The 16,633-nt window shown below is 65.4% G+C and carries 6 protein-coding genes; 5 read left to right on the top strand and 1 reads right to left on the bottom strand.

Features of this window, described 5'->3' with window-relative positions:
- The first annotated feature begins 13 nt into the window (after window positions 1–13).
- The 5 genes from FPK30_RS04000 to FPK30_RS03980 all read left to right on the top strand — a co-directional run bounded on the left by FPK30_RS04000 (window position 14) and on the right by FPK30_RS03980 (window position 12,292).
- Entirely contained in the window at window positions 14–1,519 is a 1,506-nt protein-coding gene (locus FPK30_RS04000) for a serine/threonine-protein kinase (protein WP_144085394.1), read from the top strand.
- Between the two features lie 132 nt (window positions 1,520–1,651).
- The gene (locus FPK30_RS03995) at window positions 1,652–7,126 is read left to right on the top strand and encodes an Ig-like domain-containing protein (RefSeq protein WP_144085393.1); all 5,475 of its coding nucleotides are present in this window, start codon (window positions 1,652–1,654) and stop codon (window positions 7,124–7,126) included.
- Window positions 7,119–8,633, top strand: coding sequence for an AAA family ATPase (locus tag FPK30_RS03990; RefSeq protein WP_232341924.1), 1,515 nt, complete (start codon window positions 7,119–7,121; stop codon window positions 8,631–8,633). The genes FPK30_RS03995 and FPK30_RS03990 overlap by 8 nt, the downstream gene beginning before the upstream one ends.
- Window positions 8,634–8,636: 3 nt before the next feature.
- A complete protein-coding gene (locus tag FPK30_RS03985; protein WP_144085392.1) occupies window positions 8,637–9,884 on the top strand; it encodes a DUF58 domain-containing protein in 1,248 nt (415 codons plus the stop codon).
- The gene (locus FPK30_RS03980; protein WP_144085391.1) at window positions 9,881–12,292 is read left to right on the top strand and encodes a transglutaminase TgpA family protein; all 2,412 of its coding nucleotides are present in this window, start codon (window positions 9,881–9,883) and stop codon (window positions 12,290–12,292) included. The genes FPK30_RS03985 and FPK30_RS03980 overlap by 4 nt, the downstream gene beginning before the upstream one ends.
- Window positions 12,293–12,465: 173 nt before the next feature.
- Here FPK30_RS03980 and FPK30_RS03975 read toward each other — a convergent pair whose 3' ends face one another.
- Window positions 12,466–16,626: a DNA-directed RNA polymerase subunit beta' gene (locus FPK30_RS03975; RefSeq protein WP_144085390.1), complete on the bottom strand. Its 4,161-nt coding sequence runs from the start codon at window positions 16,624–16,626 to the stop codon at window positions 12,466–12,468.
- Window positions 16,627–16,633 lie beyond the last annotated feature (7 nt).

The raw sequence follows: 16,633 nt of genomic DNA, 5'->3' as shown, positions 1-16,633 counted from the left end.
GAGGTGATGTCCCTTGCAGCAGAATGGTTCCCAGGCCCGGCGCCCGGGTGCGGTTCCAGCCATGGACCAGGCGCCGACGCTGTCCGGGCTGCGGCTCCTGCGACCCTTGGACCTGGGAGGCACCGCCGCCGTCTATCTGTACGAGCAGGAGGGGCTCAACCGACCTGTGGCGGTCAAGGTGGCCCTCCAAGGCAGCATGGACCAGCAGACCCATCAACTCTTTCTGCGCGAGGCCAAGACCCTGGCCAAGCTCTCCACCCATCCCTGCATCCTGAGCATCCACCAGGCCCTGGTCAGCGATGACGGACGGGATTGCCTGGTGCTCGAATACGCTCCGGGAGGCAGCTGCAAGACCATCATGCTCAAGGGAGGCATGGACCAGGAGGACGTGCTGGACCTGGGAGTGCGCATGGCCTCGGCCCTCTGCTGCGCCCATGAGCGGGGGATCCTGCACCGGGACGTCAAACCCAGCAACTTTCTGATCACCGACCAGGGCCTGCCCGTCCTGGCCGACTTCGGCATCTCCTCTGGCATCTATGGAGGCGAACGGACCGGCGGGCTTTCCATACCCTGGGCGGCCCCGGAGATCCTGGCCAACCGCTCGGGAGGGTCCGAGGCCAGCGACATCTACTCCCTGGGCGCCTCGCTCTTTGGCATGCTGGCCGGCCGCTCCCCCTACGAGTACGCCTACCGGGCCCGGGATGAGGATCACCTGGCACAGCTGATCCTGACAGCGCAGACCCCGGTTCTGCACATGGGTGAGGCCTCCCCTATGCTGGCTGCGGTTCTGGAGAAGGCCATGGCCCATGACCGGGACGACCGCTACTACTCGGCGCTGGAGTTCGGCCGCGCCCTGCAGGAGGTCCAGCAGCAGCTCTACGGCCATGCGACGCCCTTCATCGGCGAGGGAATCGACCCCTATCCCAAGGGGGATGTACGCCCGCACGCCCGAACCGGGACCGGGGTCAGCTCCGAATCGCGTCTGCAACCGGGCAGAGAGGCGGAGGCCAACCATGCAGGCAGCCAAGCCAAGCGGTTTCCTGCCGGCCGCCGCCGTGTGATTCTTCTGGCGCTGATCCTCGCTGCCGTCCTGGCCGTTGCCTTGGTCTGGGCCTTGGTTGTCGGCCTGCCGAACGGATCCGAGCGAGGTTCACAGCCGACTGCAGGTTCCTCCCCGGTCCAAACCCAGCAGGCGCAGTCCCCGGACCCGACGGATTCGAGCGACCCTCATGACCTGCAGGAGGGCTCAGTTCCCTCGCCCACCCAGGGTCAGGGCCACTACCAGGGCACCACGGCAGTTTTCACTTGGTCCAATCCTGACCCCAAACCGGGAGACAGTTATGTTTGGCATCCCCTGGACCAGGGTGGCAGCGGCGACCGTGGCCGCAGCGTGCAGACCCGACAGCCGACCGCCCGCATCGACGATCCGCAGGGGGGCCAGACCTGCATCAGCGTCACCCTGGTGCGGGCCGACCGGAGCATGTCCCAGGAACCGACCATCATCTGCGCCGTTCAGTAAACCCTCGGTGGATGAATTTTCACATTCGACCACCCCGACTTTCACAGACCGCCAAGACCCTGCAAACCAGCTAAAATCAGTCCTCAGAGAGAGCATTGACGGCGGTCCGGGACGAGTTAAGAAGCCAAGCCTGTGTGGCAGGACAGGAAAGGAACCCAGGGGATTATGGACTTGCAGGGACGATTCCTGCGGATGCGCCGGGCCGGGCTGCGCCTGCGGCGTGCTCTGGCCGTCCGCGCCAGGAACCCTGCCGCCATCCTGGCCATCACGCTGACGGCGCTGGTCCTGCTCATCCTCGGAGCCCTGTTCATGCATGGGGTGAACCGCCGTGCCGTTCAGGTGGATGACGGCAGCATCTGGATCACCTCCCAAAATGAACGCAAGGTCGCCCGGTTCAAACCCGACATCGGAGAGGCGGATGTGGCCCTGTCGACGGGCACCGACCACTTCGATCTGGCCCAGAGCGGATACGCGGTCATCCTGGGTCGGGAGGGAGGCATGGCACCCATAGCGGCCTCCACCGCCACCCTTGGGGACACCACCCGTTCGGATGCCAGGGTCCAGCGGATGGTCAACGGGCCCACCCTGACTCTCTTCCAGGCTCGGACCGGCAAAATCTGGGTAGGCCGGGCCGCTTCGCCGGGAGATCTGGACCCGCAGCGCCGAGACCCTGTGCTGACCCTGGGCTCCGGGGCCGCCGTCACTGTGGATGCCTCCGGAGCTGTCTACGCCTACCGGCCCTCGGACGGGGTCGTGTTAAGGATCGACGGACCTGACTCCCGGGCCCATCGTGAGCTTGACTCTCTGACGGACCACACCCCCGTCCGGGCCACTGCCTTCAGCGTCATCGACGGAAGACCCGTCCTCTTGGCAGGCGACCGGCTTTACTGGCCCCAAGGATCCATCCGGATTCCACACCGGGGAGACCTGCAGCTCCAGTCCACTCCAGTGGATATGGACCGCCAGGGGCCCTGGGTGGGCCTGACCGACCAAGAAAGCGTCCACCTGGTTGATCTGGATCACCCCCGGAATCAGGTTGAGACTCTAGGCACCGGCGGCAGCGGCCAACCCGCCCAGCCGGTCTCCTCGGGCGGATGCTTGTGGACGGCCTGGGCCTCCTCGGGGAACAATTTCCTGCGACTGTGCGCAACAGGGACAGCCATGCCACAGGTTCGGTCACCGCAGCCGCGTCCCTCCACTCTGGAGGCCATCGGTCCCACCTCGGATCTGGTCTTCCGGGCCAACCACCGGAGGGTCATCCTCAACGACGTACTGACTGGCGATGTCTGGAATCCCCGAACCTCCACCAAGGTGATTCGGCCACAGTGGCAGACCATGGAGGTCAAGCACGCGGACAGGACCGATCAGCGTCAGGACTCGGCCGACAATCGTCAGCGGTTCGCGGCCACCTGTCGATCAGGATCCCAACCCATCCAGGCCGAGGACGACAGTCTGGGCATTCGGGCCGGATCCAGAGCCCTGCTGGATCCCCTGCGCAACGATCGCCAGACCGACTGCTCGGTTCTGCGAATCGAGGATGCGCGCAGCTCGCAAGGCAATCTGCGCCTGACCCCGGTCATGAACGGCCGCTACCTGCAGGTGGATGCCAGCGACGCACCTGTCGGCCGAGCCCGAATCAACTACTCCATCACCGATGGACGCGGCCAGGTCTCCTCGGCTGGCATCGACCTCAACATCGCCCCTGCCAAGATGGACCGAGGCGACCAGGCACCGGTCCAGAACGACACCCCTCCCGAATACGAAGTGGAGCAGGGCGCCACGACCACTGTCAATGCCCTGGCCGGCTTCGAGGATCCTGATGGGGATCCGCTGACCCTGACCGGCGCCGAACCGGTCAACGCCGATCGGATATCCCTGTCCACCAGGGCTGACGGACAGCTGACCATGAGCGCCGGGTCGGCCACCTCCGGTCGGCTGGCTGTCAAAGTCACTGTTTCGGACGGAGTCATGAGCGGTCAGGGACTGATCTACTTCACCGTCAAACCTGTCAATACCCTGGCTCCACTGGTCGATCCGGTCATACGCCAGGCCACTGCCGGCCGAGAGGCCACCGTGGACCTGAGCAGGAGCGTACACGCCAATGCCGCTCAGCCACTCCGCCTGGTCCGGGTCGACAAGCCCGACGGAATCCAGGTAAAGGTCAACGCCGAAAGCCTTTCCTTCACTGCCACCGCCGCCAACCCGGGCACCTATTATGTCCCCTACCGGGTGGCCCAGGGTGACCAGGAGACCCAGGGGCTGGTCAGGCTGGAGGTAGAACACAGCCAGGGCGGATCCGCGCTGCCGGTTCCTGTCAACGACGTAGCCCTGCTGGGGGCCGACCAGACCGCCATCGTCGATCCGCTTGACAACGACCTGGATCCCATGGGCGGAGTGCTGGCCCTGACCGATGTGCGCGTGGATCCGGACTCCGGCATCAAGGTCGGCATCGTGGACCACCGCCGGGTCTACCTGTCTGCCAGAAAAATCCCCACACGGTCGCTGAGCATCGCCTACACAGTTGCCAACGCCGATGGTACGGCTCAGGGGACCATCGTCCTGCAGCCCCCCTCCCTGAGCAGGGCGGCCTCGGCGCCCAAGGCCCCGAATCTGACGGTTGGGGTCCGCTCATCGGGCCTGGTCACGGTTTCGGTCATGGACAAGGTCGCTCACGCTGACGGGACCAGCGTCACCCTGGACCAGCAGCTGGCTACGGATCAGCAGACTTTTGCGGGCTTGGCCTTCGTATCCGGGGACACGGTCAGATATCAGGCCAGCGAGCGCACCGGGGACTTCCCGGCCACCTATACGGTCAGGGACGATCTGGGCAACGCGGCCTCAGGCACCATCACCTTCCGGGTGCATGCCTCCGACCCGGCCAGCAAGCCCGCGCCTACACCCAAGGATTTGCGGGCCCAGGTGGCTGCCGGGACCAAGGTGCGCATCCCCGTCCCATTGACCGGCATCGACCCGGACGGAGACTGTGATACCCTGTCCGGCTTGGGCAACCAGGCGCCCAGGCTGGGCAGGATCGTCAAAGCCGGGGCCGACTACCTGATCTATGAGGCCTATCCCGACTCGCATGGCACTGACGAGTTCACCTACGCCGTGGAGGACTGGATGGGGCAGCGCGCCCAGGCACACGTGCGCATCGGCGTCTTCCCTGACTCCTCGGTGACCGGGGTCTTCGCCCGGGACGACAAGGTCAGGCTGCGGCCCGGGACCGTGGCCGACGTTCCGGTCCTGCTCAACGACATCTCTGGGGATGACGACTCCTTGAGTCTGGACCCCCACCTGGAGTGCCAGGGCCTGGACCAAGCCAGCGTAAAGGACGATATGATCCGGCTGACTGCCCCCTCACAGCCAGGCACCTCCTATCTGGTCTACCGGGCACGCAACCGGGCGGGACTGAGCGACCAGGCCACCCTGACCGTGATCTCGGATCCTCAAGCCCCCATCCAGCCGCCCATAGCCCAGGATTACCAGGTGGCTCCCGAGGACACGGTGGACAAGCGCAGCGTGGAAGTCAATCTGGCCGACTCCATCAGCAATCCATCCGGCACCCTCGATGACCTGCGCCTTGGGATTCATCCTGGAGCCAGGGCCCACGCCAGGACCGCAGGCGAAGCCGGCTCCACCAAGCTGGTCATCGACCTGACCGACCAGGCCAAGGCCGTGCCCTACACTGTCACCAATACCCGGTACAAGATCACTTCAATGGCCTTTGTGAAGGTCCCCGCCTATGGGGTGTTCCCTCCGGTTCTAAGACCCCGCGCTCCGGCCCTCAAAGTGCGGGCTGGTCAGAGCATCACCATCGACATCGCCGATCAGGTCAGGGTGGGCGCAGGCAAGACCGCACGGATCTCCTCCCGCCAGTCCGTTTCGGCCACCAAGTCCGACGGATCCGACCCCTATGTGGACGAGCACACCCTGAGGTTCACCGCCGCCAAGGACTATGCCGGTCCAGCCTCACTGACCTTTGCCGTCCGTGACGGGGATCCGGGCGGTCAGGCCATCGTCAACGAGTCAGTGCTGACCCTGCCCATCACCGTGGTGGGCGGCAGAGCAGCCCCGCCGGTCCTCTCGGCACCGGTCATCGATCTGGTGGCCGGGGAGCCGGCACAGACCATATCCCTGCCTGCCATGACCCGTTGGCCCCAGGGAAGCGACCCGGCAGACAGCACCTTCTCCTCCGGGGACCCCCAGGGGCCGATCCATGCCAAGCTGAGTCCTCGGGGGCAACTGAACGTGGCCGCCGACAAGACCGCAACACCTGGCACCAAGGCCACCCTGCCGGTAACCATCGCCAGTTCATCCGGCGAGGCGCATACGGTCCTGGCCTTCCGCATCATCGCCACCACTCGGCCCCTGGCTTCGGTCCCCTCACGTCATGTGGGGCTCAAGGCCGGGCAGAGCCTGGAACTGAACCTATTCGACGATGCCCTCAACCCCTTCCCCGACACTCCGCTGCGCTTGGTGGGCCTGGTCAGCGACGACACCTCACGTCTGACAGCCAGCAACCTGGGCGACGGGAGGATCGCCATCAAAGCCGATCGTGACATCGGCGCCTCTACCAACACCATTCTGGCCACGGTCGAGGATGGCAGCCGTGACCCGGGACGCCGGGTCAGCGCCACCATCACCGTGGGCATCATCGACCGCCCGCAGGCCCCCAGAATGCTGGCGGGCGCGGCCCAGGCAGGCGACGGAACGGTTCTCCTGGCCTGGGAGCCGGGTGCAGCCAACGGCAGTCCGGTGGACGAGTATCGAGTCTCCTACACCTCATCGGCAGGCTCAGGACAACGCTCCTGCGGCAATGCCGTCACCTGCCGAATCGACGGGCTGGCCAACGGCCATGACTACTCCTTTACTGTCCAAGCCCACAACCAGGTGGGCTGGTCCCCCGCCTCCTCGCCGGCAGCAGCAAGGCCGGACGCGATCCCAGGAGGCGTGCAGGCACTGACCGTGGACGGCGGCAGCAAGGAAACCCTGACCGTCACCTGGCGCCCACCGGAGAATCACGGCTCACCCATCCAGGGCTATACGGTCCACGGCGAGGGTTCAGGCTGCGGTTCGCCACGATGGCGGTCGGCCACCGCCACCAAGGCGGTCTTCGATGTGGGCCATGACGAGGCAGGCGGCACTTGCACAGTGAGCGTGACCCCGTCCAATATGGCCGGATCAGGACCTGTGGCCTCAGCCTCTGGAGCCACCTGGTCACATCCGGATCCCCCTACATTCCAGACTCTGGAGTACCAGGGCAAGGACCAGGTCAAGCTGGTCCTTGCCCCCGGGGGCGAACACGGCCGGTCCTGCGCAGACATCCAGGTGAGCATCGATGGCCTCGACTCCGACAAGGCCTCCTGGACCCTGCCCTGCAACCAGCCGGAGGTCAGTGAAGTCATCACCCTGCCTGCTGGATCCGCCAAGCCAGGTGACACGCTGACCTTCCGGGCAGTCGCTCGCATCCGTGGAGTGGGGTCTGAAGGCCATTCGCCCGCTGCCACCAAGGAGCTGACCCTGCCTAAGGATGCCGACAAGCCAAGCGACAAGACTCATACCCGTCAGGGGTCCCCTCAGCAGACAAGGATGAATGACCATGGATGATCGAAACGCGCAGGAACCCATCCAGCAGGACGGCACCATCCCGGATGACGCGACCAGGAGGAGTACCCCCAAAGCCGCCCGCGAGGAGAGCAGCGAGAGCCGACGGATCCCTGCCGACCGACTGGATGTACTCAAGCGACAGCGCCAGGCCCTCATGGCCGGTCTGGGCCAGCAGGAATCCACTCCGGCGGTGAGCGATGACCGGACCCGGCCCGGTCACATCCCTGTGGCTGCCAGGCAGGAAAGGACTCAGGAGTCCGGGACGGAATCCATCCCATCGGACCGCACCATGGTGGAAGACGGGACCATCCCCGGCCGCCAGCCGGTCCGTGACCTGTTCAACCGGCCCTCATCAGCTCCTGCAAGGCCTGACCTTGTCGATGTCACCAATCAGTCCCGTCGCCCCCCGCTGGAGAAGACCTCGACCCCCACTTACGCAGTCAGGACCGACGAACCAGGGGAGGTAGACCAGACAGGACAGAACAGGCGGTCTTCCACCGAAGCAGGAGATCAGGCAGCAGGGACAAGGCAGCCAAGACGATCCGGCCAGGCCGCAGTGGATGTGTCGACCTTCGCCAACCTCTTCCGCTCCATCGTGGACAACGTCGGCCAGGCGGTGCTGGGCAAGGAGGATACCATCGCCCTGTGCGTCACCGCCCTGATCGCAGGAGGCCATGTGCTCCTGGAAGACAATCCGGGCACTGGCAAGACCCAGCTGTCACGCGCCCTGGCCGCCTCCATCGCCGTGGACTGCAAGCGGATCCAGTTCACCCCGGACCTGCTCCCCTCCGATCTGCTGGGCGTGACCTTCTATGACCAGGCTCAAGGACAATTCTCCTTCCGGCCCGGCCCGGTCTTCGCCTCCCTGGTTCTGGCCGACGAGATCAACCGAGCCTCCCCCAAGACCCAATCGGCCCTGCTGGAGGTCATGGAGGAGGGTCAGGTGACCGTGGATGGCCGCACCTACCGCCTCCCCCGGCCATTCATGGTTATGGCCACTCAGAATCCCATCGAACAGCTGGGCACCTATGCCCTGCCCGAAGCTCAGATGGACCGCTTCCTGATCCGCACCTCGCTTGGGGCGCCTGGACACGATGCCAGCATGCGCATTCTTGAAGAGGCCGACATCCGCGACCGGGCAGGCCTGGTGGAACCGGTGGTCGACGCCGCCCAGGTGGAGGCCATGGCCGCCTGCGCCTCCGAGGTCTTCTGCGACTCCTCCATCATGGAATACGTCATCCACATCATCGAAGCCACACGGCACAGTCCCGCCATCCAGGTCGGCTCCTCCATCAGAGGCGGGCTGGCTCTGGTCCGTTGTGCCAGGATCCGGGCCTGCGCCCAGGGCCGCGACTACGTGATCCCCGATGATGTCAAGAAACTGGTCGACCCCATCCTGGCCCACCGGCTGATCCTGACCTCCCAGAGCAGGTTGGCGGACATGGATGAACACCAGGCGCTGGCCGAAGCCCTGGCCAAGGTCCCCGTCCCCACAGGAGAGCAGTGAGCCATGACCGCCTTCGCCAGCCGAACTGCCCCGAAAGCGAGACCGGCATCCTCGACAGGATCCGAACAGAGCCTGCGATCCCGGGCCGTCGGCCTATGGCAGTCGATCACTGCCCTGGGCCGGGCTATGGCTCTGGCCGCGCTTCTGTGCGCTTTGGCCTTCGTCCCTACAGGCTGGCGTGAACTGCTGGCGGGCGCTCTGCTGGGCGCGGGCATGCTGCTGTTTGGGCTGCTGACGAGCCTGGGCAACCTGTCCTGCAACGCTGAAACGAGTCTGAACCAAGGCCATCTGGAGGTGGGTGGCCAGGCCGAGCTGGTTCTGATTCTGACCAACCCAGGCAGCCGTTCCACCCGTCGCGGCCGAATCGGTCTGGCTCTAGGCCAAGGAACGGTCATTGCGCCCCTGCCAGCCCTGGCCCCCGGCCAGAGTCACCAGATCCGCTTGAAGCTGGAAGCCAGGTCCCGTGGCGTGATTGACCTGGGCCCGGTGACCATGGAGGCCGGCGATCCGCTGGGGCTCATCCGTCGCCGCCGAATTCTGACCGGCGCCCGAAAACTCTACATCCATCCCCGCACCGTGGCACTGCCGCCCCTCGAAGCCGGGCTGGAGCGCGACCTGGAGGGGGACCCTGGCCCCGGCATTGTCGACGACGATCTGGAATTCCATGCCCTGCGTCCCTACGTTCCAGGCGACGACATCAAACGGGTCCACTGGTTGTCCACCGCCCGGGCCGGCACCTTGATGGTCCGCCAGTACGAGCCCACCCTGCGCACCAGAATCAAACTGATCCTGGACGGCCAGGCTGCCTCCTACCGGAACGCGGATGAGTTCGAGCTGGCAGTCGAAATCTATGCCTCTCTGGGCTGCCGATGCCTGCTTGACGGCCGTCGGCTGCAAGCGCTGGCCCCGGAACCGGACGATCCCGATGCCCATGGAACCACCCTGCCCACGGAGGATCCCCGAAGCTTTCTGGATGCCTGCAGCGCCATCCGCCCCCGCCAGGACAGCTACGACAAGCCCGATCTGGCTGATACTCCCGAGCAAACCAGTCTGACCATCCTGGTGACCGGTTCGCTGGGTGACCGCCAACCCTCAGTCCTAGCGGACGGATCGGCCCAGAACGCATCCCCGGTCATGCTGCTAGCTGCTGACCTGGATGCCAATCCAAGCCTGCAGACGCAACCGGGGTTGGTCAACACTGTTGTGGGCAACAGGAAGGACCTTCCCATCCTCTTGGAGAACCTGCCATGAGCACATCCGCATCATGGATGGACCAAGCCCAGAGGAAACCTATCCGCCTGATCGACCGGTCTGGTCTGCAATCCACTGTCGATCCGACCAGGCGCCGCTCACCCGCTATTCTGGTCGCCGCATTGGCCCCACTTGATCTGCTGGCCGGACTCCAGCTGCTGCCGGTCTATGGCAGCCTGCCCTTCTGGCTGACAGTGGGAGCCGCCGCCTGTTTGACCGGACTGCTGATCGCCATGCTCCCCCGCCGTGGGATCGCCACTGCCCTCCTGCAGCCTCTGTTGCTGATCGCAGCCCAGTTCCTGCTGGGGCCCATCCTCGCTCTGAACGGGACCACCCTGGCCCATGTCCTGCCCACCTGGGCAACTCTGACACAAGGGTGGTCCGCCACCTTCGGCGCGTTCAAGACCCTGGCAGCCATCGATCCGCCCCTTGGACAGGAGGCAGGCGGACTGATGGCCCTGTGGACGCTGATGCTCTGGACCTGTTACCTGGCCGTGTTGCTGGCCCGCCATGGCCTGGGCCGCAACCTGGGACGGCCAGCGCACCCCGTAGCCGTCCTGACAGCCACCCTGCCCATCCTGGCCACCATGGCTCTGTCAGCAGCCCTAGGCACCAGCAGAGGCCTCTATCCGGCATTGACAGGTGGCATCCTCTGGCTGCTCCTGCTGATCTGGTGCGCCAGCGGGCTGGGGCTACTGCGTCTGCAGGGGCCCGCATCCACCCTCCTGACCCTAGTCCTGGCAGCCGGACTGATTTGCTCCGCTGGACTCCTGACTGCCCCGACCCGACTGGTCATTCGCGACCACTACCAGCCGCCCATAGACCCCTACCAGTTCACCAGCCCTCTGAGCGATTACCGCGCCTACATCAAACGCCACCGCGACGATACCCTGGTCACGGTCCGCAACCTGCCCGCTGGCACCCCGGTCCGCATGGCCGTCATGGACCGTTATGACGGCAAGGTCTGGAATCTGTCCGACTCCTCAGGCGCAGGAGCCGCCGACTATCGGCGCATTGGCGCCCAGATCCGGACAGAAACACACCAGGAGAAGGCCAAAGACACCAAATCGACCGGACGACCTTTTACAGCGACCTTCCAGATTCGAGAGGGATTCAACCACGCCTGGCTGCCTTCCGCCGGACAGGTCAACGGCATCGATACGGCTAAGGGCCTGCAACGGGAGGACCTCTACTTCAACAAGGCCACAGACACCGCCCTGACCGATCAGACCCTGCAGAAAGGGACCAACTATACAGTGCACGGCGTGGCCGAAGATAGACCCGCAACCCGTCGCATCGCCGACAGCGATCCGGGCGATGTGCAGGTGCCTCCCCTGGCGGATGCTCCTGAGAGCCTGCCCAAGGCGGCTGCCTCCATGACCTCCATGCAGGTGCGCGGCGGTGCCAGGGCTCTGGCCATCGAGGAACGGCTGCACCGGGAGGGGTGGTTCTCCCACGGTCTGGCCGGCGACTACCCCTCGGCATCCGGCCATGGTGACTATCGGATTAATCAGCTCCTGCAGGGTCAGGCCATGGTGGGCGACAGCGAACAATACGCCTCGGCCATGGCCCTCCTGGCCCGGCAGATGGGTCTGCCATCCCGGGTGGTACTGGGATTCCTGCCCAAGAACCGCGATGGCTCCATCAGCCGGGCACGGACGAAGACCCAAGCGGACGGGAGCACCCGAGTCGACTTCACAGGGCGCGATGCCCAGGCCTGGGTGGAGGTCAACCTAGAGGGTCTAGGATGGGTCCCCTTCTATCCCACGCCACCGGAGACCAAGACCCCGGACAGGTCCCTGGACTCCACGCCACCCAATCCGCGCACCCTGGTCCGCCAGCCGCCGCCCCCACTGGTCAATCCTCCCCGCGACGACCGGGCCACCCAGGGTCGAACTACCGTCGGCGGACAGGAAGCATCGCGACAATCTTCACCCTCCTTCTGGAAACGGTACGGACCTTTGATAGCCAGAGTGACGCTCTGGACCATGCCGCTCTGGCTGCCGGCTCTCCTGGTTCTGGCCCTGCTGGCCGTCAAGGCCTGGTTGCGCCGACGGGCCCGGTCGACCGGCGATCCGAAGACACGCATCCGCGCCGGCTGGCGGCAGATCGGCAACCTGGGCAGACAGACCGGCCTGTCCCTGGAGGGCACCCGTAGCGAGCAGGCAGCCCTGATCGCCCAGACCCTGCTGACCGACCCCCCAGGGTCCTCGTCGGCTGGGCTGCGTCGGGATCTGAATCGACTGCGCAGCATGGCGGATCAGGCCTCGTTCGACCGTCACCCTTCAGATGAGCAGGAGGTCGAAGACTGCTGGCAGCTGGTAGACAAGCTGCGATCCGCCATCCTGGCATCCCTGCCACGAACCCGACGCTGGCGGACCCTGCTTTCCCCTAGGCACCTGCGCTGACCTATCTGCCACTGTCTTCCGGCAACCTAGACCGCGAGAAAAACAAGATGAGGACCCGTGCGATCGCTATGATCGTACGGGCCCTCATCCTTTATCACATATCCGGCGGCCGAATCCGTCTGGGCCGGGTCATCCGGCCCAAGCGGATCAGCGGCTACTGGCCGTGCATGCACTCACTGGTTGGAGTGCTGGTCCTCCGAGGAGGAGAAGGTGGCCGAACCAGGCTGCTGGGACGGCTTCTGATCGGAGTCACTGCCATCGGCGGCATCCGAAGATCCGGTGCCCGCGGCAGCCGTCTGATCGCCGGTCTCAGCTGACGGATCCTGCACGTTGGGGGTATCCAGATGGCTCTGGCCGCCCTGGTCGTTGAGGAAGTCGTCAGGGTTGAAGTCGTCGCCCAGCTTCAGATCCCCGAAGTCGATGTTGGAGAAGTCCACATCGTTCAGGTCGGCGTCGCTCAGATCCACGTCGCCGCCACCCAGACCGAAGTTGGGGTAGATGGTGTCGCGGATGGCCTTGTCGGGCTCCACAGTGGCGTTGCGGTACCTGGCCAGGCCGGTGCCGGCAGGGATCAGCTTGCCGATGATCACGTTCTCCTTGAGGCCCTTCAGGTCGTCGACCTTCTGGTTCAGGGCGGCCTCGGTGAGCACGCGGGTCGTCTCCTGGAAGGATGCGGCCGACAGCCAGGAGTCGGTAGCCAGGGAGGCCTTGGTGATGCCCATGAGCTCGGGGCGTCCCGCAGCCGGCTTGCCTCCGGCCTTGACGGCCTTCATGTTGGCGGCCTTGAACTTGGCCTGGTCAACCAACTCGCCGGGCAGCAGGTCGGTGTCGCCCGAGTCGATGACCGTGACACGGCGGAGCATCTGGTGGACGATGACCTCGATGTGCTTGTCGTGGATGTCCACGCCCTGGGAGCGGTAGACCGTGTGCACCTCGTTGACGATGTTCACCTGGGCGGCGCGCGGGCCGAGGATGCGCAGGATCTTCTTGGGATCCACGGAGCCCTCAATCAGCTGGGTGCCGGCCTCGACGTGCTGCCCGTCCTTGACCATCATGGGCGCACGGCGGGTGACCGGGTAGGTCAGCGCCTCCACAGAGGTATCGTCCGGGGTCAGGGTTACCTGACGGCCGCGGTCGGTGTCCTCCACCTTGACGGTGCCGGGGAACTCCGCGATGGGAGCCTCGCCCTTGGGGGTACGGGCCTCGAAGAGCTCGGTGACACGGGGAAGACCCTGGGTGATGTCGGAGGCCGAAGCCACACCGCCGGAGTGGAAGGAACGCAGCGTCAGCTGGGTGCCGGGCTCGCCGATGGACTGGGCGGCCACAATGCCCACAGCCTCGCCCACATCCACCAGCTTGTTGGTGGCCAGGGACCAGCCGTAGCACTTGGCGCACACTCCGCGGGTGGACTCGCAGGTCAGGACCGAGCGGGCCTTGACTTCCTCCACGCCGTGGGCGACCATGTCGCGCAGGACATCCATGGACAAGGCGTCGCCGCGCTTGTAGAGCACGGTCTTGCCATCCTTGGGATCGATGACATCAGCGGCCAGGAGCCTGGAGTAGGGTCCGCCGTCGGCGGCCTTGACCAGGACCAGGTTGCCTTGCTCGTCGCGCTCGGCCACCTTCATGGTCAGACCGCGCATGGTGCCGCAGTCCTCCTCGCGCACGATCACGTCCTGGGAGACGTCGACCAGACGACGGGTCAGGTAGCCCGACTCGGCGGTGCGCAGTGCGGTGTCGGCCAGACCCTTGCGGGCGCCGTGCTGGGAGATGAAGTACTCCAGCACCGACAGGCCGTCGTGGTAGTTGGACTTGACCGGTCGGGGGATGATCTCGCCCTTGGGGTTGGCCACCAGGCCTCGCATGCCGGCGATCTGGCGGATCTGCATCCAGTTGCCTCGCGCCCCGGACTGGACCATGATGTTCACGTTGTTGTCCGGAGTGAAATGCTCCTGCATGGCGTCAGCCACCTTGTCGGTGCACTCGGTCCACAGGTTGATCAGCTCCTGGCGGCGCTCCTCGTCAGTCAGCAGACCCATGTCGTACTGGGAGTTGACCTTGGCGGCCTGCCCCTGGTACTCGTTGACGATCTCGCTGCGCTCGGGCGGCACCACGATGTCGGAGAAGGCCATGGTCACGCCGGACCACTGGGCCCGGGTGAAGCCCAGATCCTTCAGGGCATCCAGGGTGGCCGCGACCTGGGCGGTCGAGTACCGGGTGGCGATGTCGTCCACGATGCCGGACAGCTTGCCCTTGGGCACCTGCTCGTTGATGAAGGGGTAGTCCACAGGCAGCGTCCGGTTGAACAGGACCCGCCCGTAGTTGGTGGCGAAGAGCCTGGAGCCGTCCTTGAAGACCTCCTCCTTGACCACGTCGGGGCTGCCGGGCTCGGGGTCGACGACCTTGAGGTCGCCGGGCTCCCAATCCTTGGGCATGACGAAGTCGGCGGGGACCCGCAGCAGGATCTTGGCCTGCATGTCGATCTCGCCCAGGTCCAGGGCCATCCGTGCCTCGGCCAGGCTGGAGAAGATCCGGCCCTGGCCCTTGGCGCCGTCAACCACGGTGGTCAGATAGTACAGACCCAGAATCATGTCCTGGGAGGGCATGGTGACCGTGTGGCCGTCGGCAGGCTTGAGGATGTTGTCGGAGGCCAGCATGAGCGAACGGGCCTCAGCCTGGGCCTCGGCCGACAGGGGCAGGTGGACTGCCATCTGGTCGCCGTCGAAGTCGGCGTTGAAGGCTGCGCAGGCCAGCGGGGGCAGATGGATGGCCTTGCCCTCGACCAGGATGGGCTCGAAGGCCTGAATGCCCAGACGGTGCAGCGTAGGCGCACGGTTGAGCAGGACGGGGTGCTCGGAGATGACCTCCTCCAGCACGCCCCAGACCTCGGGATCGCCGCGGTCGACCAGGCGCTTGGCGCTCTTCATGTTCTGCGCGTAGTTGAGGTCCACCAGCCGCTTGATGACGAAGGGCTTGAAGAGCTCCAAGGCCATGGGCTTGGGCAGGCCGCACTGGTGCATGCGCAGGGAGGGTCCGACCACGATCACGGAACGGCCGGAGTAGTCCACGCGCTTGCCCAGCAGGTTCTGACGGAAGCGGCCCTGCTTGCCCTTGAGCATGTCTGCCAAGGACTTCAGGGGACGGTTGGAGGCTCCGGTGACGGGACGGCCACGGCGGCCGTTGTCGAAGAGGGAGTCCACAGCCTCCTGAAGCATGCGCTTCTCATTGTTGAGCATGATCTCGGGGGCACCCAGCTCGATCAGGCGCTTGAGCCTGTTGTTGCGGTTGATGACGCGCCGGTAGAGGTCGTTCAGGTCGGAGGTGGCGAAGCGGCCGCCGTCCAGCTGCACCATGGGGCGCAGGTCGGGCGGGATGACCGGGACGACATCCAGGACCATGGCCTCGGGCTTGTTGCCGGTGTTCAGGAAGGCGGAGACCACCTTGAGCCGCTTCAAGGCACGGGCCTTGCGCTGGCCGGAGCCGGTGTCGATCTCGTGACGGAGCTCCTTGGCGGCACCCTCCAGGTCGAAGTCCTGCAGGCGCTTCTTGATGGCCTCGGCGCCCATGCAGCCCTCGAAGTAGTCACCGTAGCGGTCCTGCATCTCCCGCCACAGATCCACGTCGCCCTCCATGTCGCCGGGCTTCAGGGTCTTGAAACGGTCGAAGACGGCGGTGATCCTCTGGATCTGGTCGTCGTAGCGCTTGCGGATGGCGGTCATGTCCCGCTCGGCCCCGTTGCGCAGACGGGCCTTCATGGAACCCTTGACCTCGTCGGTCTTCTCCAGCTCGGCCAGGTCCTCTTCCAGCTTCTTGGCGCGCTTGTCAATCTCCAGGTCGCGCTTCTTCTCCAGCTGGTTGATTTCGTTGTCGAACTCGTCCTGCAGGTCGGGCAGATCCTTGTGGCGCTGCTCCTCGTCCACCTTGGTGACCATGTAGGCCGCGAAGTAGATGACCTTCTCCAGGTCCTTGGGCGCGATGTCCAGCAGGTATCCCAGCCGGGATGGCACACCCTTGAAGAACCAGATATGGGTGACGGGGGCGGCCAGCTCGATGTGGCCCATGCGCTCGCGGCGGACGCGGGAGCGGGTGACCTCCACGCCGCAGCGCTCGCAGACGATGCCCTTGAACCGGACGCGCTTGTACTTGCCGCAGGCGCACTCCCAGTCGCGGGTGGGTCCGAAGATCTGCTCGCCGAACAGGCCGTCCTTCTCGGGCTTCAAGGTACGGTAGTTGATGGTCTCGGGCTTCTTAACCTCGCCATAGCTCCAGCCGCGGATGTCGTCGGCCGTGGCCAGTCCGATTCTCAGTTTGTCAAATGCATTGACGTCCAGCACTCTATGT

Origin of the sequence: Bifidobacterium apousia (assembly GCF_007559275.1) — a bacterium.
In the GTDB taxonomy this organism is placed as follows: domain Bacteria; phylum Actinomycetota; class Actinomycetes; order Actinomycetales; family Bifidobacteriaceae; genus Bombiscardovia; species Bombiscardovia apousia.
The sequence above is the reverse complement of the archived record's forward strand: the minus strand, read 5'-3'. Positions and strand labels throughout refer to the sequence as shown.